Annotated in this window: 18 protein-coding genes, 1 tRNA gene and 1 pseudogene; 9 read left to right on the forward strand and 11 right to left on the reverse strand. The window is 55.1% G+C overall.

The genetic code is table 11. The annotated features are described in order from the left end of the window. Positions 1-227: 227 nt before the first annotated feature. Positions 228-2,012: an acyl-CoA dehydrogenase gene (locus N554_RS0118760; RefSeq protein WP_029584873.1), complete on the reverse strand. Its 1,785-nt coding sequence runs from the start codon at positions 2,010-2,012 to the stop codon at positions 228-230. A gap of 294 nt (positions 2,013-2,306) precedes the next feature. Between N554_RS0118760 and N554_RS0118765 the strand changes: the two genes are divergently transcribed. After that, a tRNA-Gln gene (locus tag N554_RS0118765) sits at positions 2,307-2,381 on the forward strand. A 16-nt stretch (positions 2,382-2,397) separates the two neighbouring features. On the opposite strand, the gene N554_RS0118770 is transcribed toward N554_RS0118765, so the two are convergent. After that, positions 2,398-3,663, reverse strand: coding sequence for a hypothetical protein (locus N554_RS0118770; RefSeq protein ID WP_156041980.1), 1,266 nt, complete (start codon positions 3,661-3,663; stop codon positions 2,398-2,400). A gap of 462 nt (positions 3,664-4,125) precedes the next feature. On the opposite strand from N554_RS0118770, the gene N554_RS0118775 reads away from it, so the two are divergent. The 4 genes and pseudogenes from N554_RS0118775 (at position 4,126) to N554_RS36035 (ending at position 7,536) form a co-directional block, all read left to right on the forward strand. Further along, positions 4,126-4,902 (forward strand): hypothetical protein, encoded by a 777-nt coding sequence (locus N554_RS0118775; RefSeq protein WP_029584875.1) that lies wholly within the window; start codon positions 4,126-4,128, stop codon positions 4,900-4,902. A gap of 81 nt (positions 4,903-4,983) precedes the next feature. Then, positions 4,984-5,715, forward strand: coding sequence for a hypothetical protein (locus N554_RS0118780; RefSeq protein WP_156041981.1), 732 nt, complete (start codon positions 4,984-4,986; stop codon positions 5,713-5,715). Positions 5,716-5,836: 121 nt separating this feature from the next. Further along, entirely contained in the window at positions 5,837-6,652 is an 816-nt protein-coding gene (locus tag N554_RS0118785) for an amidase (RefSeq protein WP_051677558.1), read from the forward strand. Positions 6,653-6,672: 20 nt separating this feature from the next. Continuing rightward, positions 6,673-7,536, forward strand: a pseudogene (locus N554_RS36035) (nitrilase family protein). 367 nt (positions 7,537-7,903) lie between these two features. Here the strand turns inward: N554_RS36035 and N554_RS0118800 are convergent. Then, a complete protein-coding gene (locus tag N554_RS0118800; protein ID WP_029584878.1) occupies positions 7,904-9,424 on the reverse strand; it encodes an amidase family protein in 1,521 nt (506 codons plus the stop codon). Positions 9,425-9,628: 204 nt separating this feature from the next. Here N554_RS0118800 and N554_RS41045 point away from each other — a divergent pair, with 204 nt between their 5' ends. After that, positions 9,629-9,880 carry a hypothetical protein gene (locus N554_RS41045; protein ID WP_197033626.1) on the forward strand — a complete coding sequence of 84 codons (252 nt, stop codon included), beginning with the start codon at positions 9,629-9,631 and terminating at the stop codon, positions 9,878-9,880. A gap of 33 nt (positions 9,881-9,913) precedes the next feature. Here N554_RS41045 and N554_RS41050 read toward each other — a convergent pair whose 3' ends face one another. The 8 genes from N554_RS41050 to N554_RS0118845 all read right to left on the reverse strand — a co-directional run bounded on the left by N554_RS41050 (position 9,914) and on the right by N554_RS0118845 (position 18,417). Next, positions 9,914-10,294, reverse strand: coding sequence for a hypothetical protein (locus N554_RS41050; RefSeq protein ID WP_029584879.1), 381 nt, complete (start codon positions 10,292-10,294; stop codon positions 9,914-9,916). Positions 10,295-10,475: 181 nt separating this feature from the next. Continuing rightward, entirely contained in the window at positions 10,476-12,365 is a 1,890-nt protein-coding gene (locus N554_RS0118810; protein WP_197033628.1) for an ATP-dependent helicase, read from the reverse strand. Between the two features lie 69 nt (positions 12,366-12,434). Further along, positions 12,435-13,268: a hypothetical protein gene (locus N554_RS40070; RefSeq protein ID WP_156041982.1), complete on the reverse strand. Its 834-nt coding sequence runs from the start codon at positions 13,266-13,268 to the stop codon at positions 12,435-12,437. A 1,166-nt stretch (positions 13,269-14,434) separates the two neighbouring features. Continuing rightward, complete coding sequence (locus N554_RS40075; RefSeq protein ID WP_156041983.1) at positions 14,435-14,875, reverse strand: hypothetical protein; 441 nt, start codon at positions 14,873-14,875, stop codon at positions 14,435-14,437. A gap of 635 nt (positions 14,876-15,510) precedes the next feature. Beyond that, the gene (locus N554_RS0118830; protein WP_029584883.1) at positions 15,511-15,840 is read right to left on the reverse strand and encodes a DUF3768 domain-containing protein; all 330 of its coding nucleotides are present in this window, start codon (positions 15,838-15,840) and stop codon (positions 15,511-15,513) included. 117 nt (positions 15,841-15,957) lie between these two features. Then, entirely contained in the window at positions 15,958-16,554 is a 597-nt protein-coding gene (locus N554_RS36040; protein WP_036053564.1) for a hypothetical protein, read from the reverse strand. Between the two features lie 235 nt (positions 16,555-16,789). Then, a complete protein-coding gene (locus N554_RS40080; RefSeq protein WP_245283646.1) occupies positions 16,790-17,770 on the reverse strand; it encodes a hypothetical protein in 981 nt (326 codons plus the stop codon). Positions 17,771-17,841: 71 nt separating this feature from the next. Then, positions 17,842-18,417 carry a tyrosine-type recombinase/integrase gene (locus N554_RS0118845; RefSeq protein WP_029584886.1) on the reverse strand — a complete coding sequence of 192 codons (576 nt, stop codon included), beginning with the start codon at positions 18,415-18,417 and terminating at the stop codon, positions 17,842-17,844. Between the two features lie 236 nt (positions 18,418-18,653). On the opposite strand from N554_RS0118845, the gene N554_RS0118850 reads away from it, so the two are divergent. The 3 genes from N554_RS0118850 (at position 18,654) to N554_RS41055 (ending at position 22,078) form a co-directional block, all read left to right on the forward strand. Next, positions 18,654-19,208 (forward strand): hypothetical protein, encoded by a 555-nt coding sequence (locus N554_RS0118850; RefSeq protein WP_156041984.1) that lies wholly within the window; start codon positions 18,654-18,656, stop codon positions 19,206-19,208. Further along, positions 19,195-19,713 carry a hypothetical protein gene (locus tag N554_RS0118855; RefSeq protein WP_029584888.1) on the forward strand — a complete coding sequence of 173 codons (519 nt, stop codon included), beginning with the start codon at positions 19,195-19,197 and terminating at the stop codon, positions 19,711-19,713. The genes N554_RS0118850 and N554_RS0118855 overlap by 14 nt, the downstream gene beginning before the upstream one ends. 199 nt (positions 19,714-19,912) lie before the next feature. Continuing rightward, positions 19,913-22,078 (forward strand): P-loop ATPase, Sll1717 family, encoded by a 2,166-nt coding sequence (locus N554_RS41055; RefSeq protein ID WP_197033630.1) that lies wholly within the window; start codon positions 19,913-19,915, stop codon positions 22,076-22,078. Positions 22,079-22,097: the final 19 nt, after the last annotated feature.

Below are 22,097 nucleotides of genomic sequence, written 5' to 3' on the forward strand. Positions count from 1 at the left end.
TGCACACGGGCTGCGGGTGCACCGTGCACCCGGCATTCCCCACGCCCTCTGTTTTCATGGGCGAAAAATTCCAGCACAACTCGGGCGCATCGCGCCGCGAGATCGCGGACCAGTGTCTTCTTTCGCTGTTTGAAAACTGAATCGAGAAGTGGACTGGAATCGCAGTCAACGTCATTGCGAGAAGCGCAGCGACGAAGCAATCCAGAACTGTCTACGCGAACGATGTCCTACCCCAGCAACACCGCATCCGCGCCGTTCACGGCTTCCGCGCTGTCGATTACGGTCCGCTCCAGCGAGGACGCCTGCACTGAGATGTTTTCGGCAAAGAATCGCGCCAGCGTGACGTAGCGCTGCGGATCGCCGGCGCCTTCGCCGAGATCGCGCGCCGCGAGCGCTTCACCGGCCAGCATGCAGCCGCCAAGCGTCGATCCGAACAGCCGCAGATAAGGCGTCGCGCCCGCCAGCGCGTCGTTCGGCGCCGAGGTGACGCGCTCCAATAGCCATCGGCTGGTGCGCTCGAGCGATCCCAAGGCGTCGCGCAGTTTGGCGCCGGTGGTGCCGAACGCCGGATCGTTCGATGCCTCGACCCGTTTGACGATACCTGTGAGTTCGTCGAGCAAGGCCCAGACCGACGCGCCGCCATTCGCGGCCAGTTTGCGCGTGACGAGATCGATCGACTGGATGCCGTTGGTGCCCTCGTAGATCGCGGTGATGCGCGCATCGCGATAATGCTGCGCGGCGCCGGTTTCCTCGATAAATCCCATGCCGCCGTGGACTTGCACGCCGAGCGAAGTGACCTCATTGCCGATGTCGGTGGAGAACGCTTTCGCGATCGGGGTCAATAGCGCGCCGCGGGCGGCGGCGTCACCGCGCACCTTCGCGTCAGTCGCGCGCACGGAAACATCGAGCGCGACCGCGGTGGCGTAGCAGATCGTACGCGCCGCCGCGGTGAGCGCGCGCATCTGCATCAGCATCCGCTTGACGTCGGGATGCACGATGATGGGGTCGGCGCCATTGTCCGCCTTGCCGATGGTGCGGCCCTGGCGGCGTTCCTGCGCGAAGGCCAGCGCCTGCTGATAGGCGCGGTCGGCAATGCCGACGCCCTCCAGTCCGACGGCGAGCCGCGCCTGATTCATCATCGTGAACATGCACTGCATGCCGCGATTTTCTTCGCCGATCAGGTAACCGATCGCGCCGCCCTTGTCGCCCATCGTCATGGTGCACGTCGGAGACGCATGCATGCCGAGCTTGTGCTCGACGCCGCTGGCGTAAATGTCGTTGCGCGCGCCGAGCGAGCCATCGGCATTGACCAGGAATTTCGGGATCAGAAACAGCGAAATGCCCTTGGTGCCCGCGGGCGCATCGGGCAATCGCGCCAGCACGAAATGCACGATGTTGTCGGTCATGTCGTGATCGCCATAGGTGATGAAGATCTTGGTGCCCTTGATGCGATAGCTGCCATCGGGCGCGCGTTCGGCACGGGTACGCAGTGCGCCGACATCCGATCCGGCCTGAGGCTCGGTAAGCTGCATGGTGCCGGTCCACGCGCCGGAGATCAGCTTTTCGAGATAGATGCCTTTAAGCTCGTCGCTGCCGTGCGCGTCGAGCGCCTCGATCGCACTCAGCGTCAACAGCGGGCAGAGGCCGAACGCGATATTCGACGCGCTCCAGATTTCGGTGCAGGCCGCGTTGATCGCGAGCGGAAGCCCCTGGCCGCCAAACGCCTCCGGGCCCGACACCGCGTTCCACCCCGCAGCCGCCCAGCGCTGGTACGCATCGGGCCAGCCGGGCGCGGTGGTGACCTTGTCTGCCTCGAGCTTGATCCCGTGTTCGTCGCCAACGCGATTGAGCGGCGCCAGGACGTCGCCGGCGAACTTGCCGGCTTCCTCCAGCACGGCGGCGGCGATGTCGCTGTCGAAATCGCCGTAATGACCGGCCTTCACGGCGGCCTGCAGGCCGGCGCCATGATTGAGGGCGAGCAGCATATCGTTGATCGGCGCGCGGTAGGTCATGACCGTGGTCTCGCGAATGGAGTGGAGGCTGCCGTCTTCCCACGAAACCGCTGTTCTCTCAACTCTCTTAGCGCGCTGGTCGAGCCGTCCGGGGCCAGCGAGGCAGGGCATTTCAGGCGAAACGGAGCCCGGTTGGCGCCGAGAGACGCCTTATTCTAGAGCGATAGAACCTGGGGTTTGATTAGGTGCGAATTCAGGTTCCAGCCTGTTGAAATGGCTTAACTCTCTCTATAGACCCACGTTGCCTGAAGGAATCCGCGCGGCTATCGTCCGCCGCTTTCCGAAAACAGCTATTGGGGCGTCGCCAAGTGGTAAGGCAGTGGATTTTGATTCCACCATACGGAGGTTCGAATCCTCCCGCCCCAGCCAACATATAGCCCATCAATCAAGCACTTCTTGCATTTCCGGAATTTTCATTCTGAATGCCGTCGACCGGCTCATTCTGAACCGATGTTGCCATTTGGTTCGCCAGCCGATGTGCATGGCGTTTCCTCGTCGCCGATAGGATCCGTGCCTCAGTCCGCTTGGCATATCCGGCATAGCTTTGGTGAGTGCGGTGAGCCGATAGGGCTCGGCCCTGACCATCGGTCAGATCGGATTCCTCGAGCTCCGTCATCCCCCCATGTCGGCAGGCGTCCAATGTGAATTCGACCGGCAATCCGATTTCGTTACGCATCCGCTGAACGATCTTCTGCATCCCCGAAAATGAATACGGCTTCGCCTTACCGTCTTCGATTTCGCGTAAGATCATCGGCAAACCGCGGCGCGATAGATGAGAGAGGACCGCTTCGGCGTCGGCGTAAAATTTCACGACCGAGCCATCCTCCACCTTTTCCTCAAGGGGGTGGTTTACAATCGCGCCCGTCTTGTGATGCTCAATCTGGATCGACGGTTTCGGCCCGGTCCGGTACCCGGACCATTTGATGTGGCCGGCGATGACATTCTCCGGTCGCTGAAGCCATTCGAAGCATATCACCGCGGCCGCTGCGCATTCTGGCTCGTGGCGTTCGATGCATCCCTTGGCGAACTCATACACCTGCTCGCGGGTGACAGCAGGCTTCGTCAGCTTAACACGGGTTTTCATAGTGACCCCAACCCACGGATTTGGAAGGTCTCTGTCGAACTCGTGAGGATAGAGGCGATGGACAACGCGCCACGCCTTCCGACACAACATCACAATCTTTTCTGCCGTGCGGAGTCGTTGGCCCTTTATCCCCATTGTAAGCCTGTCGTAAATCTTATCCGCGCCGCGTGGCGTGATTGATTTGATGGGACGGCTTCCGATCCGGTGACCACTTTTAGTCAAGACATTGCCGATTTCGGCCATGGCCCACTCATAGTTCTTCCGCGAACGGGCTGCTACTTTTTCAGTGAATGCCTTGCTTTGTTTGTATTCGCTGAATAACCAATCAACCGTTCCGATAAGCGGTGTTGAGGCGCCTGTTACAGGCAGTCCTTTGCGGGATGCCCCCCATTCGTCGAAAAGACCGTTGAGCGTGGTGGCGCGTTTGCTGGCGATGGCATAGTCCGTTCCAAGAGGCTCGTTGGACACTGGACACTTCATGGCGCGATAACGGGATGGGATGTTGTAATAGTAGGCAACGTGTCCGGAAGCCAATTTTTTGTAAATCATGTGGCGGGGCAACTTCACGGTCACATATCCCCTGCGATATCGGTGATTGGAACCAACTCCGGTGGGAGTATTGCGGTGTCCAGATCGTCCCTGAGCCAAAGCCGTCGCCTTCCTTCGCAGACACGGGGCTGAGGATAATCCACTCCCACCCGTTTGAGAAATGCTTCTACTGTCGATTCCCCGCAATACCCGGCGGCCATATCCGCAGCCATCCTGCGGGGCCATGCGCCAGATGGGATCGTCGATGCGCGACTCCGGCTCATGACGGCACGTCGATCCGCGTATGAGCGCACTGGCTAGCACTTAACCAGCTGACCTCAATACCGAGATACATCGGAATTTTCCCGCGGGACAACCCAGGACGTGGCAAGGTCGTTGCGCGGACCTTAGAAAGAGAGCGGCCCATTTTGGATTCCTCTTGATCCGAGAGCTCGGCGGCTCTTAGTTTGAGGTGAGCGTTAACAACAGGGAGAACAGCCTATGAAAAATACGGTGGGGGTTAGGCCGACAAAAGAACAGAAAAGACAGAAATCCGGTGCCAAGCAGGATGGACAGTTGATCCCGAGCGACAGCGTCGCTCTGCGTGAAGCCGGAAAAAAGCTGCAGAAATTGAATCCGCACGTAAGTATTTCGAACAGCAATGCTTACAATGTGCTCTTAAAGAAACTGCGGACGGGTGAACTGTCAGCAGGATTTTATGTGACATCCGATCGTGAGTCGTGGGTCGAAATTTCAAATGACTATTGGCGTCACGTCGAAACGAACCGATTTAAAGACATTTTGCAGAACGAGAGCCACCCTGGGATATACAAGATCAAACCTCGTGAATTCGCAGAACAGATCGCTGGAATTTTTGTTGAAAGGGCCAATGCTGTCCCGGAAGCAACAACGCGGGCATTGACCAGTTTTATGACTGCCGCCGCTTCTGGCTACGAGCCAGAGATCCCTTTCAGGGTTTGGCAAAAGTTTCTGGAAAAAAGCGGCGCTTCTGATCCGGCAGCGAAAACGACGAAACGTGGCAGTGGCAATACAGAGAGTCCGAAATGGGTTGGATTTGCGGCACACGTATTGGGCTATTGTATCGCCGAAAAAACTAGCACGAGTACGAAAAGGACCAACATCCAAGCAACCGTTCTTGAGTTAGCCAAGAAAAAGGGCGTTGACACGAGCGGTTGGCCTGGCGAGTCCAGCGCCAGGGATTTTTTGAAAGAAGCATGGGCTTTTGCAAAGCATCTTGAGGGTCAGCACGAGACTTAATTTTTGTCATTTTTGTTCTTTTGTCGCGATTCAATGACTGCGAAGTCGGACCTTCTCAACTCTAAAAGGAAGGTCGGAACAATGAAGCAAGTAGTTACTGCCAAAAACTGTCTCCAAGTCCTAGATTCGTTAAGGGATGAAGTGAATGCCGCTTTTCGCGGGTATCGCGAACAGGTCTACGGTTTTATGGCCAAAGCCTGGCTCATCGTGCTGCTGTTGCGCAGGGATAAGGAGTTACAGCGGAAGTTTATTCGCCGCGCAAAACTAAAAGTCGCTGCGAAGGGCACGGCGGCGTTGAAGGTAGTGACGGAAGTGATGGCTTACGTCATGGGTGTCAAAACAGAGTCGGGAAGGAAATTGGCCTGGAAACGCGGGCGCGTGATCGAGTTTCTGCATGATCAAGGAATCAAGATTGCGAAGATTGCCGCTGAAATTCAGTCGCGTGGCGGGATCGAAGCGGTTCTCAAGCAGGCGGCCGCGCAAAAACCACGCCGTCCAAAGGAAGTCCCTAGGTCAGAAGAGCCGACATTGGACCGCACCCGCCATGGACACAATGATGGCACACCTCAGCACGGTGACTTCGGTGTCACCGCCGAGTCGTCGCGGGCGATAAGGCGGAATGATCGGAAAGTGACAATGGCAGTGCTGATTAGACTGTCGGATCGCGATGCGCTGGCCGAATTTCCAGCTGGGTCTCGTGTCAAAATCTATGGCACGCTTGTCGGTCTGCAACCGGCGACAATCGAGATCAGTCGAGTCAAGAAACTAAATGGGAGGACGGGTAATTTGCGCAACGACGAAGACGATTGGTGATGTTGCAGAATCTTCATCTAACTTGGCGAACCTCGACTAGGGTTCGCCGCGCTTTTGTGTACTTGCTCTGATTTGCGCTATGCCGATCCCATCTAGGTCGGCATATGCGTTCGTGTTAGGAGTGAGCCGCGCCGGCATCGTTCCCCATAGCTGGTCGCTCGACCATGCCGGGCCGCTCTCCTATACTGTCGCTGACAGCGTCTATGCCCTCAACGCTATTTCCGGTCACGATCCGAAAGATCCGGGCTCGGCGCGCACCGACGTTCCGGATTTTACGGCGGCGCTTGGCCAGCCCATCACCGATCTTCGGGTCGGCATCTGCCGCAACCACATGTTCGACAACAATCAGCCCGATGTCGATGCGGCCATCGAGGCCGCGATCCGTTTCTACCGCGACGCCGGGGCCCAGCTCGTTGAATTCGACCTGCCGATCCTTGCCTTTGGTCTTGGCGCGATCTTTGCGATCGAGCTGTCCTCCTCTACTGCCTACCACAGCCGCAATCTGGCCAGCGGAGCGGTGACCGGCTTCACCAACGACGTGCGCACGCTGGTTGAGATGGGCCGCTTGGTCACCGGGCCGGATTACCTCAAAGCCGAACAGCTCCGCCGTGTGCTGATCGATGATCTCGCCAAGGTCTTTGCCGACGTGGACGTGATTATCGGGCCCACCTGCCCACTCACCGCATGGCCGATCGGGAAATGGACGGTTCGCATCGGAGCGCAGGACGAGAGCGTGCTCGCAGCTTCGTGGCGGCTGACCTATCCTTGGAATTTGGCTGGGTTGCCTGCGATATCCCTGCCCTGCGGGTTCGATAGCACCGGACTGCCCACCGGCCTGCAACTCGCGGGCCGCCCCTTCGACGAGATGACCCTGATCCGCGCCGCTGATGCGTATGAGCGCGGGCATGGCTGGAAAGACATGCACCCCAAACTTTGAGATCGCAACGGAGTTGTGCCATGCAAGCTGAAAGCCCGATCACGGTCGCCTGTATCCAGATGGAGCCGAAGATCGGCGAGAAGAAAGCCAATGTGGCGCACTCGTTGGACAAGATCGCCGAGGCAGCAGGCAAGGGCGCGCGGCTGATCGTGCTCCCCGAGCTGTGCAATTCCGGCTATGTCTTTGCATCGCGGCACGAGGCTTTCACGCTGGCCGAGCCGGTGCCTAATGGGCCGACGTCTGAGGTATGGCTGGAAGCGGCCCGCCGGCACGGCGCCGTGATCGTTGCCGGCATCTGCGAGCGAGCGGGCGACGCGCTCTACAACAGCGCCGCGATCGTCGGGCCAGACGGCTTCATCGGCACCTATCGAAAGGTGCATCTATGGGGCGCGGAGAACCTCTTCTTCGAACCCGGCGATCTCGGCGTCCCCGTATGGAAGACTGAGTTCGGCCGAATGGCGGTGGCGATCTGCTACGATGGCTGGTTTCCGGAAACCTATCGGCTGGCGGCGCTGCAAGGCGCAGACATTCTTTGCGTGCCAACCAACTGGGTTCCCATGCCAGACCAGCCCACGAACACGCTAGTCATGGCGAATATCCTCGCGATGGGCGGCGCACATTCCAACAGCATGTATGTCGCCGCGGCCGACCGCGTGGGCTTGGAGCGCGACCAGCCCTGATGCAGTCTGATCGTCAGCCATACAGGGTTCCCGCTCGCGGGTCCTGCGAGCAAAACTGAAGAGGAAATCATCTACGCCGAACTGAACCTGTCGGATGCCCGCCGGAAGCGCGTGCTGAACAACTTCAATCAGCCTCTGCGCGACCGCCGCATCGATCTTTACGATGAGATGCTCGGGGCCAGCATAAAGCGCGGGTGGTACTGATTGGTCCACCGAGCCAGCTTGCGCCACAAAGCCCGGCGACGCAGATTTGGCTATTTAACGCCTGACTGTGCGGGTCCAGAGTTTTGCATTGTGCTCTTCGATCACAATAACGCTATGACCTTTTTTGGAAAGACGGGCTCTCGATGAATCTCAGCGTCCCGTTCGTCGACCACGACAACAACGACACCGGGGTCGCGTACTCCATGCGCGTTTTGGATACGGTCGCCCCGCTGTGATCGTTGGCGTGTTTAGGATCCGGCAGTTTTTGGCCATGCTTATCTCGGACTAAAGTTAGACCCTCGAGATGAAAATAGAAAGCTTGCGGCATGGCGATAGGATCCGGAGAGCCTGCGCCGAGCAGGAACAATCACTGCCGGAGCAGCGCGGGCGCACTGCTCGGCGGCTTGCGAACGTGGACCTCCTGCTCGAAGCTATAAGCCAGCTCGATCAAGCGCCCCTCGCTCCAGGGCTTTCCCAGAATATCCATTCCGACCGGCACGCCCAGCGGGGCTGTGGCGGTCGGCGGAGAGAAACCAGCTGGTACTGTGATGGCCGGAAACCCAGTAACTGAGGCGAGAATACCGTTGCGGTCGGCTTGATTAAGTTCGGTCAACGGCACGACCAGCCGCTTCTGGAGTGGATAGACCAGAGCGTCGAGTTTGTGCTCGGCGAAAACCGAAATCAGTACCTGCCTCGTGCGCTGGTTTCGAAGCAGCCGTTCCTTGTAGTCCGGCTCCTCCAAGCCGTTCGCGAAGCTTTCCGCGCTGGACAGGAATTTCTCCAGCGAAGGCTTGTGAAACTTGCCGGACGCGATGATCTCGGCGAGTGACTTTGCTGGCGCATTGGGGATAGCAGCGAGATAGGCGTTCAACAGCGTCTTGAACTCATACTTCTGGACGTCATTGTCGGCATTGAGTTTGCTGGCATCCAGAGCAGGCGCGTCAAGCTCGATTAACTCGGCTCCCGCGCTCTTCAAAGCAACCATTGCCGCGGCGATCACGCTGTTCACCTCCTGGTGCTCGGGACCGCTCCCGAGCAGTGTCTTCAGGAGCCCAATGCGGGCGCCGCGCAAGCCATCCGGTTTGAGGAATTGGACATAGCTGGTTGGTGTGTTGCCGAAGCTCCATGCCGTCGAGGGATCGTTCTGATCGTACCCAGCCATGACCTCCAGAAGCCGCGCCGCGTCCGCAACTGTGCGCGTGATTGGCCCGATCGCGTCCTGGGTTTCAGAGACCGGCATGATCCCGGCACGGCTCAAAAGACTCTTGGTCGGACGAATACCGACCAGGGCATTGGCCGAAGCTGGCGACCGGATCGAGTTCACCGTGTCGCTGCCGGTGCCCGCGAGTGCCAGGTTTGCGGCCACCGCCGTACCCGTTCCGCCGCTCGAGCCTCCGGGCGTTCGCGTGAGGTCATAGGGATTAAGCGTCTGGCCACCGAGTGAGCTCACTGTCGTGCCTGATAGCGCGAATTCGTGCATGTTGGACTTGCCGAGGATAATCGCGCCAGCCTTACGCAGCTTGGCGACCACGAAGGCATCCGCCGAGGGCTGCATTCCGGCAAGCGACGCCGAGCCACCCGTGGTCGGCAGATCGGCGGTGTTGTAGTTGTCCTTGAGCACCAGCGGCACACAATGCAGCGGTCCTACGGGCGCTCCAGTCGCTCGTTCGGCGTCGAGCCGGTCCGCCTCCGCAAGAGCCTTCGGATTCAGCGTCAGAATCGAATTGAACGCTGGACCTTTGTGATCGTATGCGGCAATCCGATCGAGATAGGCCTGGACGATCTGGCGGCACGTCCTGGCATTGGTCTGCAGCGCCTGCCGAATGCCGGCGACGGTCGTCTCCTCGATTACAAAGTCTTGAGCTGCGGCCTCGGATGCGATCAACACGGCTGTCTCTCCAATCATGCCTACTGCGAATTTCTTCACCACCGATTCCCCTAGCGGCTGGACCCTGATACCGGACGTGCCGCTAGACCATACCGACGACTATAACCTGAGCATCCGGATCGGCGTCGATGTACCTCTGCGAAATTCAATATTCGCGTGGCGGTGCCCCCTCTTCGTCAATGTTCATTTAGAAGAGATATCCGGATGGCGGATGGATGGGTAGGGGTAGCGAAGAATGTCGTCCCCCGCGAAGGGCGGATTGAAACACTTTCCATCGCTGGTGAAATTAAGATGAAGGGGCAGGACGCCCGCCATTCCCGCAACGTCGCTCGCGGAACAAGACTCGCCGCCGTTGGCCAGATCGCCACATCCGGCGCAACTGTGTTAGACCGCCCGCTCGAATCAAATGGAGTTAGAAGGGGCCAAGAAATCAAAGAAGAAGATCGTTCGGCGTGAATATACGAAGGCCGACGTGAAGGAATTGCGAGCTCATTCAAAAGCCAGAACGCCATTAGTCAAAATCATGAAGCTGACAAAGAGAACGGAAGGCTCATTGCGCCAAAAGGCGTTGAAGCTAGGAATTAGCCTCGGGCATCGCAGATAGCGGTCATAAATTGGCTCAACTCTGCGTGTCAGCTGGCGCGCAACAGCGCAAAGCTTTTCTACACCGTCCAAGATGTCGCAGATCGATCGATGAATATTCATGAAATAGCGTCTTGCTTTTGCGGTCTCGCACGAGATCGCGCAGGCGGATGCTCGTAAAGTTACGGCTTGTGAAATGTGAAGAAATTCTACGCAAACCTTATGCTCAATCAATTGCATGGCCGGCAGTCGGCGCGAGTTGAACAAACGAAAATTCAGCGGTTTCATGACATCCTAAAGCGACCCGTTGTACGCAATCCTGATGCACCTAGGGATTTGATACCGGTCCTAATGGGACACCGGATTTTTCTGTGTGGAAGCATGCAAAGGGATCAGAGCTTACCTGTAGCGCGTCACTGACTTACTACACGGACACGCCGAACGTGTCGGCTCACGTTCGAAGATGAAGTTACCCCCGCTTACAGCGTGCCGCGACTGCGCCCCGGATAAACGGGCTAAGGCTGAGATCCGAACGATAACCCAATCCATGACCGTCCGGGTGAAGGAGCATCGGAGCGAACATTTCGAGTTGGTTCTTTGCCCGGCTCATGGCAACGAATAGTAGCCTTCTCTCCTCGTTGACCTCCGCGCGCGACGTGACTCGGTGGGGTGGGATCATGCCGTTTACGACGTCTAATATCCTGACAACTTGCCATTGCCGACCTTTCGCCGAGTGGATCGTTGAGATGGTGACAACGTCGGCTTGATGGATCTCGTTATCGTCATCATCGGCCAAGGCAAGCCGGTCTAAATAATTTAGCCAATCGTCGCTTTGCACGGCACTTTCGAACAGAATGCCCTTTTCTTCCTTTGAGAAACCGAGGGCTTTTGCCGTTTCCAGCCAAGCTATGATTTTCTGGATCACCTGCCTTCTTGGGCTGTTTCGTTTGCGGATCTCTCTGCCAATCGACACGAGGACATTCCAAGCGGGTCGGCTTGTAGCCGGGATGCGGACATGTTGATCTACCTCCTCCACACCAACATTCTTTGCAGCCTCGCAGATCATGCTCGCCTTTGTTGCGCCGATACCGAGAACTAGCCGAACAACGGATAGGCCGGATATGAAATCTAGGGGGTTCAGGAGCCAACGGACGGTCCGACTGAAAGAACTCATCGCCTGCGAGTTCGAGAGTTGCGGGCCGCCGTTTTTTGCAAACGGTATGCCCAATCGTTCAAGTTCCTCTTCTAGCAGATCCGCTTCGACAATTGTCCGAACGAGAACTGCCTGTTCTCGAAGCGGCACACCGGCACGACGAGATCGCTTAATCGCAGCGGCGACCTGCCTTGCCTGATGAGGTCCGTCCGGCACATGTCGGATGAGTGGCCACTTGCCCTTGGGCCGGATCGCACGCATTGGTGCGCCCTTGTCCTCCATGAGCGCATTGCATGCAGCAACGGTGCGCGCTTGGGAGCGATAATTCTCGGTCAGACGGATTGTGCAGGCCGGTCGTAAGAACAGGTTCTTTGCTTGTTTCAGACTGCGGACGTTGGCGCCACGAAAGGAGAAGATAGCCTGTCTGCTATCACCTACAACGGTAACGCCTTTGCCAGAAGGCCGAAGCTGTTGCAAAATCAACGCCTGTATTCGACTCGTATCCTGATACTCGTCAACGAAAATACGCGCGTACCTTCTCCGAAGTTGATCTCCGGCTTTGTGCTGACGAAGTAGTATCAGGCACAACCGAAGCAGATCGTCGAAATCGATGACATTATTCTGACCCTTCAGCCGTTGGTATTTTCGATAGAGAGCACGAACCGAGCCTGCTGCGGGCTCGTACTTTGGTGCGGTCCGTTTGAGTACCACGGCGAGTTTACGGCAACTATTAATCCGATAAGTAAATACACGTTTCAGCTCCGATACAGAAAGGCCCCGAAGTTGTTCTCGATCTTTTGACGAAAGCTTTTGCCGCGCCTGAGTTAACAGCGTGTCGACTGCGTCACCACTAGCGATCGTGAAGTTCGATCCCAGTCCGCAGTCCCCGTAGAATTCCCGGACGATGGTTAGAGCCAGGCTATGAAAAGTGGTACAGCTAACGTCATCGCAATTTATTGCATGTTCTCGAAGCCCGGCTAGCCGCTGCCGAAGTTCACGTGTCGCCTTTCTGCCGAACGCTAGCAACAGAATTTTTGAAGGTTCAACACCAATCCAAATCGCGTGGCCAACGCACGAAGCCAGCAAGTGCGTCTTTCCTGCGCCTGGACCAGCACAAACGATTAGTGGGCGATTACCTTTGCTTCGATGTGTCGTATGCAGAACCGCGCGGCGTTGATCGGCATCAAGGTCTGATAGATAATTCATGAAATCACCCATACGTAATGAGCTGAGAACTCTCCCAGCGCGCAAATCCCTGAAATGGAAAGAAGGTCGCTACCGTAATCGCGAACGGACAGCCTGCGTTAGCTGACGGCCGTCACCGCCGCCGACGAGAAGATCGAGCGGATCAATATCTTTAAGGGCGTGGAAAAGGCGAACACGTTCGCCCGGTCGCAGAGGTTGCTTCCGCTGTACGTAAAAAGCTGGAACGTCGATGCCGAGTGCTCGCTCCCGCTCTTGCTGCCTCTTACGGTGGCAAAACACACGATAGGCGTTCGCCGGCGGCTTTAACATGTAACCGACAAACGTCGGGAGGTGCCGCTGTTTTACGGCAACAAAGTGCGCCGGAGTCCGAGTTGGGATCATTGTCCCGTACTTTGCAGAACGATTGAGACCGTCAACCAGCGCCTGCATGCCATCAGCGTTGGTATCCCACATCAACCCGTGCACATGCCAAGAGATGCAGGTGGTGTCCGGAAACAGCGAATTCTGTATATTTGCGTAGTAGCCCGGTTCAATTACGAAGATGCACGAACGTCCGCCAGTGACAGTTCGGATCTTGCGTTTCATCTGCACCAGATCAACTGCAGAAGCCACTGGTGTCAGCCAATCGCGATCAATAAGGGTGACAAAAAATAGGCTTGGCTGACGACGAAGGTCTCCAGTACAGAACTGATCTTCAACTATATCGCTGAAAGTTGTAGCCCAATCCCGCCGACTTGCCGGATTTGCAGCTGATGGGTTTGCGATGTGATCTCTACGGATGATCCGTCGCCATATAGGAGAAACAGTGCCTGCATTTCGGGCTGTTTCAAATGCATCAATCAGAGAGCTCCGATAATGTTCTTCATTATCCGCGATTTTAGTTGCACCAAAGAAATTCGACATTTCGACCTCGTTTCATGAGTTACGAGGTCATTTACATGATTGGGAATTCGGCTAATTCGTCGATTATTCCCTATAAACGGCCAATTATGGCCTTTAATTGCAGTTTTAGAGAGGAGCTGTGTGCTTACAAGAGAGGCCCACTAGTTAAAGGTGTGCAAATTGCTCACCCTTGAGAACTTCAGAATGCAAAATTCTCCTAAGTGCAATTTCGACAATATCTCCGAAGTCCGCAAGCTGATTGGAAGACGAGAACCGCGAGTTAAATAAGCTCCGGAGATTGAGAGTGTGCTTAGAAGCGAAAGCCCCTAAGAATCAACCTTCCACGTTTTCGATGCAGAAGAACTGGCGTGATACCGTGGTTTCCGTTTGCCGCTCCAAAGCGCAGGGCGCTTTTCTCCTGAAAAAGGTGCCTGTGGAGTAAACCCATTTCCGTTTTTGTCCGCATCGTTCCCGGGCGCGCATGCGAAAGGTGACTTCTCTTTAAGAGAAGTCACTCAAAGCCGACCTGTCCATTTCGAACTTGTAAAATGTTGATTCAGTGCGATGGCGCGGGCAACAAATGCAGTTTTAGGCGTGGGCAAACGGAGCGGATCTACGGTCCACTGAAGGATGTTCGTGGGAACTTTCGGGAGAAGCGTTCGCGCCAACCGAAAACAAACTTGTAAAATATTCGGTCGCTTCACGGCGGACGCTGCCCCAAGCAGAAACCAATACTGACCGGGGTGGATTGATTGTCATGTTCAACCAGCGAGGAACCTATGCTTAAAGCCTTTAGAGGTGTTACGACTTTTTACGCAAACTCCACGGTTTATATTACCAACGGCAACGACGTTCAGAAATTAAAAGACTACAACTATCAACTCGAGAGCCTTACGGACGACGGCGATGACATGTGGGTGACGTCCGGAGTAGTAGTTGCGTTGGGAGCTTGCTGCGAACCGCGCGATGCAATTAGGCAGCTGAAGCACATAATAAAGAGACTCGAATTAGAGCTCTAGCGACAGACCAACAATGCTGGCCCGGCGTTCGGTTGGCGTGCGAGAAATCCGGTAGGGAATCAGACCTAGCCAGCCAGCGTTTTGGCATAACAGTAACGCTGGCTGGCAATCGTCGCAAAGACTAGCCGGGTCAGTTCATGCGCGACTCATGGTCTTCGCTGGTACGGATCATCCATCAATCCAAAACTCGTAAGGTTCCGGGCGGGTTGTCTTAGGGTCAGTGTTGGCAGCATGGCGAGCGCAGTTGGCCACACCACCCGGCTGTTTGAAAAAATAAACTAGCCGGGAAGGCGGTATGTCCCGCGAAAATGCGTATTCCAACGCGCGGGTCCAACGGCTCGCCATTTTCGCCTCAAGCGATGGGTAGGTCGCATCAATGATGACTCTTGATGGCTGCAGATCAATTCGGCTCGGTTTACCAACGATCTTTGCCAGTGCCGTTGTTTTGCGGCGCTTCGATAATCCCCACCGCCAAACAACGCGATAGACGGCTCTGAGGTACTTATAAAAAGCGAAACGGGCTTTGGTTCGGCGAACATGTGTCGCGGCCAATTGAACGGCTTCCAGTTCAGGGAACTGTTCGACGAGGGTTTTTGATGCGGTGGACATATCGATTTCCTTTTCGATTAAACGACATGTCAAATTAGTGTTTTCGCCTCGGCCGAAAATTACTATCCGGTTTGCATTGGCATTTAGCTCAACCGCTGCGCACATGGGGCCGGTGGGCCAACGGGATCAATGCCCTCGCGGTAGTGAAAGCATGGTAAATGAGGGCGCCGGCGACCGTGAATGACGGGTGTTTGGGCTCGTGGAGCCGAACAGCTAGGAGACGGTCATTTCGCCTCAGGCGAAAATACCATCCTTTCGGCGACCAAATCTGCCTGAAATCGATCTTGTAATTGTATCAGGCTGTCGCATTCGCGGCGGTGATCAATTCGTTGTCGCAACTGGAGAACCGGGGAGATGCTCAAGGAATTTCGTGAACCAACAAGAGGAGGCGCTGATGAGCGTCAGCTCGCCACGATCGGATGAACTGCGGTGGGAATTCGCAAGGCAAAAGCGGCACCGCGTGTGAGATCCGAGAAAAGAGTGACAGACGAAATGAGCAAATCCGGAAATCTACAGGGCGAACGCGGTCGCTACGAGATCAGCAACGGGCCTCGCTCGTGGGTAAAAACGAGGGTGACCTGCCTAAGACAGGTCGCCCCTAAGAGCTCGTTCCAGTATCATTGGTAAAGCGCAAATCAGTATTCTTCCGCCAGCATGATGGTGATGACGCGTTCGGTGACGGTGGGATCAGCCGGATCGGGGGAATGGAAGGTCAGGGTTCTGTCGTAATAGTCGATCTTGAACATGATGCTCGCACCGTCAAAATCAAAGGTACCGAAGTCGTGTTCGCCATGCGGGTCGTTGTCCTGGCAAAAGTCGTCGTAAGTGGCGATGATCTGGACGATGCGTTGGACGGCCTCACGGCCGAGAGCTGCGACGCCGGGCGTCATCACGGCACCGCCGCTAAGCAGGTGCTGACGAAGTTCGTCGTTGAGCGCACGTATTCGATCGGTGGTTGCGGTCATGGTGATCTCCTGGTTGCAAATGATGATGGGAAGTCGAAGGTGATCGACGGTCCCAGCGGGTTGCAGGGCGAATCAAAGAAATCGGCCCGGAGGTGTTTTCCGGGCCGGTAGTGGTGATTAGGCAGTGCCGGGATTGATCAGGGCGACCGTGCCGACGTGGCGCTGAACCGTTCCCTCGTCGGGATAGTCGCGCCAGCGCAGCGTCAAGATGTCAACCGCCCGCTCGACCACGATGGCTTCCCACCAGCCCTCGATGTGGCTCGATTGCGCGATGATCAGGTTGCCGGGTTCGATGGCCTGCCAGTCACGGGGCAGGTTGTTAGCTATTGCAATGCCGAGTTCCACATCGCTGACCGTCTCACCGATTTTGTCGCTCTTGATGTTGATCGGCACGCCGCCCTCGATGCGCTCGGCCGGACGGCTCTGGGCGGCCTTTAGCTTCTCGTAGAGGTCGCGTCGGATCGGTGGAATGAACGACCGGCCGCTGCCGTAGATGCGACCGATGGGCAGCTTCATACCGAGCGCCGTAAACTCCGCCGAGTGGTCGTGCACCAGGTTGAACTTCATATCGATGGCGGCGGCTGCGATGTTGTCTTTGAGACCTTGCAGAAACTTGGCTCCTCGGGGCTTGCCATTCTCATCAAGTCCGAAGACGAACGCCGGAATGACGCTTGCTGGTTTTTGCTCTGTTTTCTTCAGCGCTTTCTTGGTCATGAAACCCTCCTGAAAAGCAAAAGGGAGCCGAAATGGCTCCCTTGCGAATGCTTGAAGATGTGTAGGTTCGACCCTTGGGTCGGGCGGTTTTGGCACAATCATGGAAGTAACCCCTAGGTTAGATTGAAATCTCCGCCAGCAATTAGCCTGCAATATAATTATGCCTAAAATATGTTAGATATTTAATCTTTAATACGTCATAATATACAAAGATGTACTTGATTAAATCTTCTAATTACGCTGTCTTTAGCCGCGTTTTGCTGCATTTGTCGAAGATATTACAGTAATGCTGGGTACAACCACTGCGGTCATCGATACGATTGCCATTGCAGATATCGAGGCCGTCAGCCGCGCAGTATTGCCAAATTGCGTGCTGTACGAACCGCGGAAAAACCCTCGGAAAGGCCGGATTGAACCGGCGCGCATCGATCAGGTCTGCCACTGACCTGAGGATATCGGCACAGCCGCCTGGTTTGTAGCATCCAGGGCCGTAGGCATGATCGGCATTACATTTGGTGAGGACGCCGGTTCGGTGCAAAAAATTGTGCACCAGGGTGTCCACGGCAATCATGGCCTTGCCGACCGCAAACCAATGGGGTCGAACCTTCTGAGCACCCATCAGCAGTTCGGACAGCGTCATGGCCAGGGTCTTGTCGGAAACGCCATAGACGTGGCGCAACGGTCCGATCAAAGCTTCTTGCAGCTCTAACTCGTGTGACAGGTCTGATGCTTGGGTGGCGACTCTGGAAAGCTGGTGGTCGATCCAGCCCAAGAGATCGTTCTCGGCGATGTCGCGGGTGAACAGATAAAAGCTGTAGGCCGTTTGGTTCAGCCGACCATTCCGGAGCCGGTGGGTCGGCAGAGGACAGGCGCCAATATGCTCCGGCTCGGAGCAGGATCCGCTGCCTTTGTCATACCGGCATTGGTCGTAATGCCAGTAAGTCTTAAGGCGAGGGCAGGCTGGTTTTAACGCCATGTTTTCTTTGATCTGGCGCCAACTTGCCGAGCCATGCCGGCGCATATAGTCACGGGCTACGGCATCTGAGATGCCCTGGTAGCAAAAGGCGGTCAGGATCACATCGAATAATCTGGAGGTGTCACGGGCCGCTATCGCGGTGGACAAGCCGCTGGTCTGCGCGTCGCGCACAATGTCATCCAGAAAGGTCGCTGATCCTGCGACTTCGCAGATCGTCAGGATCAAGTCTGCGGCATGCACCAAGCCCACCTTGCGAACCAGCGGTTCGTGGTTTGGTTCGGGATCGAGAAGGCTATTCGCGATGGTTCTTGTCAGAGCAGGGATATCAACCTCCTCTGAACGTCACTATCTCCATCGATATACTTTTGCGTCGTTTGAATGGATCGATGGCCTGCGAGAAGTTGGACGTCTCTGAGAGAGCCGCCCGCCTTGTGAACCAGTCGCGCTGCACGCGTGATAAATGTGCGACGGCCAGAGTGAGATGAACAACCCTCAAAGCCGAGCGCGTTGTAAGCGCGGCTAAACCAAACCACGATGCTCAGTGGCGTCATCGGGCCGCCACGCTCGGAACAAACCACCGGCCCGTCGCCGGAGCACGATTTTCGAAGAAGCGTGAGCGCCTCGCGCAAGTCCTGATGCAGCGGGATCACTCTGCCGCCGCCTTTCTTCGCAATGTTGTCGTGGAGCTCCAGGACTTGGCTCACTTCGCCGCTGGGCGCAAGCACCATGTCCCAGCTCAGCTTGGCGATCTCGGCCGCGCGAAGGCCAGCCTTCACCGAGAGTAGAACGATCAGACGGTTGCGGAGTGGATGCCGAGAGCGTTCGGCGAAAAACAAGAGATCGTCGATATGATCAGTCGAAAGCGTCTTGGCCTGTTTGCCTGCCATGTCGCTCAAATCATTTGAAACAGATTCTAGAACATTTGAGTCTGCGCGCAACGGAAATCTCGCGTGCCGCAGACTGACAAGGTTTGAGAGAATGCTTATCAGTCCGCTTGATCTCTAGCGTTTTGTCAGACTCTTGTTGTTCGATGACTTGGCACCACCCGAAACTGGTCTTGTAAATGAGGTTCGTGATCGCAATCAGCGGCACTAACAGATCAATGTACAAGGATGATCCTAACGTGAACAGAAACCAAGCTAGAAAGAACCAAAGTCAAAAGCTGCAAAAAGTCGTTAAAGAAGCCATCGAGGTGCTCGATGACTATTGGATCTATGACACCGCGCAATTACTCCAAGACGGTGCCGTTGCGACTGCACGAATTGCTCGACTGCTGAACAGAATCAGAAGAAAGCCGCATCGATTTATGGGGCGCGAGCGCGAGCTCGCCAACGAGGTCTCAGAGTTGGTCCGGTTCTTGAAGGACTTGGATCAGGAAGCAGCTCGGAATGTCCGTTTGTCCTTCTCTTGTCCTGACGGGGTGGAGGAGCACCTTAAGAACCTTGCACACGTCGTAGATTCTACTGCACGGATAGTAACGCCGGCCAGGGATCCGAGTTCTCTAGGGACCAGCATGCATCGCTCGAGCCTCCAATTTGGATCCCGGCGCGCCGCTTCCGAACCGATAAGAGAGCTAAGAAAGCCCATCAGTCTGATCGGCCCGTCGTGCGAAAATGAAGTTTGTAAATTGGATGAACTGATAGACGCCAACAGCAGGAGCTCGTATGCCAAGGCATGACAGTTTCTATCAACCTAAACCCCAAAACGGCGGTTTTCTGTTTGAAGTCAATCCCCTCATCTTGGAAATCGTTCTTTGGAACGACGCCGAGATCCTAGATGAGCGACCAGAGTTCGCGATACTCAACCATCCCAATCGTGTCGCTGAAATCTGCAAGCAGCTATTCTTTAATGATGTGGCAGAGGTCGATTTTCAATCAATACCTGGCTGGGTTCCGACTGATAGGATCGAGAGTGATTGCGGGGGGTCGAATATAGTAGCTCGATCGCGCTATGAGTTGGCAGTCTCGCTTTCAGCCGAAGAAGGCCGTAACTTCAAGAAAGCGATCAGTAGCCAATTCCGACGACGGTTGAAGTTCATCGTTAAGAAATGCGTGCTGGCGTTCGAGTCCTATAATTTCGGTCTGACGAAGATTGACGGACTGGACGACGCTGGCAGGCTTCGGTGGCGCGTCGTTGATGCGCGATTAGATGTCACTGACACCGTCAAGATGCCCATCAACTGATAAGGAAATTACACAAATGGAGTCAGCTCGGTAACTGATAACGTTTCGGCAGAAATGGAGTCAGTTGCTGACCGATAAGGTTTCATACGAAACGGAGTAGCGCCATGCTGTCTTTGACTATCAGCTCTGGACGAAAAACGATATTGCAGGGCGAGAGCTAGTTGGCCCCATCCTGCAAAACATAGCGACCTCTCCTTTTTTGGTCGCAGATATTACGTTCTTAAATCTCAATGTGACTTATGAAGTTGGCTATGCAATCGGTCAATCGAAACGCGCTCTTCTAATCCGCAACACGAGCCTCAAGGGAGACATTGATCTTTCCAACGACATCGGTATCTTTGATACGCTGGGACGTCATGAGTACCGAACCGTTGATGAACTTGCGTCTTATCTTTCGCAACCTCTCGACACCCGGCCAACAAGTGTCGATTATCCCTTAGATACCGTAAAGAGGCTGTTTTTTCTCGACATACCGGGTTCATCTGAAGCCGTTCGTCAGATTGTATCCGCGATAAAAAGAGAGTTCCGCCTCTATAGGAGCTTCTCCGATGAAGAATCGATCCGATTGTCGGCATCGTTCGCGATCGAAAGCGTGGCATCCTCGAGCGGTGTTGTCGTGCCGTTCCTTTCGGACCAGTTTGTCGGGGCAGATGTCCATAACTATCGAGCCATGTTTGTGGCGGGGCTAGCGCATGGGCTTGATCGGCCCATCTTGATCCTTAAACAATCGAAGGTTGTCGCGCCATTAGATATTCGGGATGCAACTTCCGACTATGAAAGTCCAACCGACATCGATCGCTTGATAGGCAAGTTTCGAATTGATGTTGAGAATTCATTCGAAAGATTGACGTCACGTAGTCCGGTGCAGCCGGGCGTACTCCAAAAACTCTCAATCGGAGATCCTGCGGCGGAGAATGAATTTACTACGTTGAAATCGTACTTTATTCCAACCGATGCATTTGGGCGAACACTCCAGGGCCAGGTAGACCTGGTTACGGGAAGAAAGGGGTCCGGAAAAACCGCGCTGTTCTTTCAAGTACGCGACAGGCTACGATCAAACAAAGACAATATTGTTGTGGACCTAAAGCCCGAGGGTTACCAGCTAACCCAGCTAAAGGATCTCGTCTTGCAATTTCTGAAGGCTGGATCGCAAGCTTATTTGATAACCTCGTTTTGGCATTACGTAGTACTGCTTGAAATTGTCCATCGTATCGTCGAGACGGACAAAACGCGCCACAAATTCGATCACCGCCTCGCGGCTAGCTATCAAGAGCTTGTGGCAATCTATCGCGCCACGGACATAGATGTGGCAGGAGATTTCTCTCAACGGTTGCTGGTCCTGACACGGAGCATCGCCGAGCGATTCGAGGCGGCCAAGATAAAATTAGATGCCACGCTAACGAGCGGTGACATAACGCAGATCGTTTATACTCACGACATACGAAAATTGGAAGCAGTGTTGACTGAGTACCTAAAGCATAAGGATGAAGTTTGGATACTGTTCGACAATCTCGACAAAGGATGGTCAACCGGCGGTGTCTCGGTAGAAGACATTACGATTCTTCGATGCCTTGTAGATGCTGCAAAAAAGATAAAGCGAGAGTTGATTCAAAAGACGGTCAATTTCCGCGCTGTCGTTTTTATCCGTAATGACGTTTATGAATTGCTCATTGCAGGAACGGCAGACTACGGCAAAGACATGCAGGTCAATCTTGATTGGACTGATCGTCGGCAACTTGTCGAATTGCTTCGGCGGCGTCTTGAGTTTGGAGATCGAAATTTCAAAGGGAAGCCGATCACTGAAATCTGGTCGAGGATTTTTGATCAATCGGGAAGCTTCAAATCTGACATAGAGAATTTTTTAGATCAGTCCCTCCTGCGGCCCAGGAACCTCATCCAGCTATTCCAGCACTGCAAGGGATTTGCTGTAAATGTGGGGCATGATCAGATCACAGCTGAAGATGTAGCAAGCGCGCTGGACGCGTACTCTCGTGATTTGGTAACGGAAATTAACCGCGAGATTAGTGATGTTTTTCCAAAGGCAACCAAGATACTTTATGATTTTGCGAGCGAGCCTGCTGACGTTTCTCATGATGATCTGATCGTTCTGGCAGAGATGAAGCAACTCGATGCGTCAGCGGCGGAGCAGCTTGTCGATTTACTATTGTACTACGGTTTTCTCGGCCTGCCTAACGCGGATGGTAAACCTACCTACATTTATGACACGCATTACGACATGGAAATATTAAAGGCTTTGGCTCGGAAACGCGGAAGTGCCCCGTTGTATCGCATACATCCGGCATTTTGGCCGGCGCTACGTATTCAAGGTAAAGATGTCAACGGACGGCAGCCTCAACTCCTGTAGTTAGCGAGACGTGCAGGAC

The sequence above is a fragment of the Bradyrhizobium sp. URHD0069 genome, assembly GCF_000701345.1.
Lineage (GTDB): Bacteria > Pseudomonadota > Alphaproteobacteria > Rhizobiales > Xanthobacteraceae > Bradyrhizobium.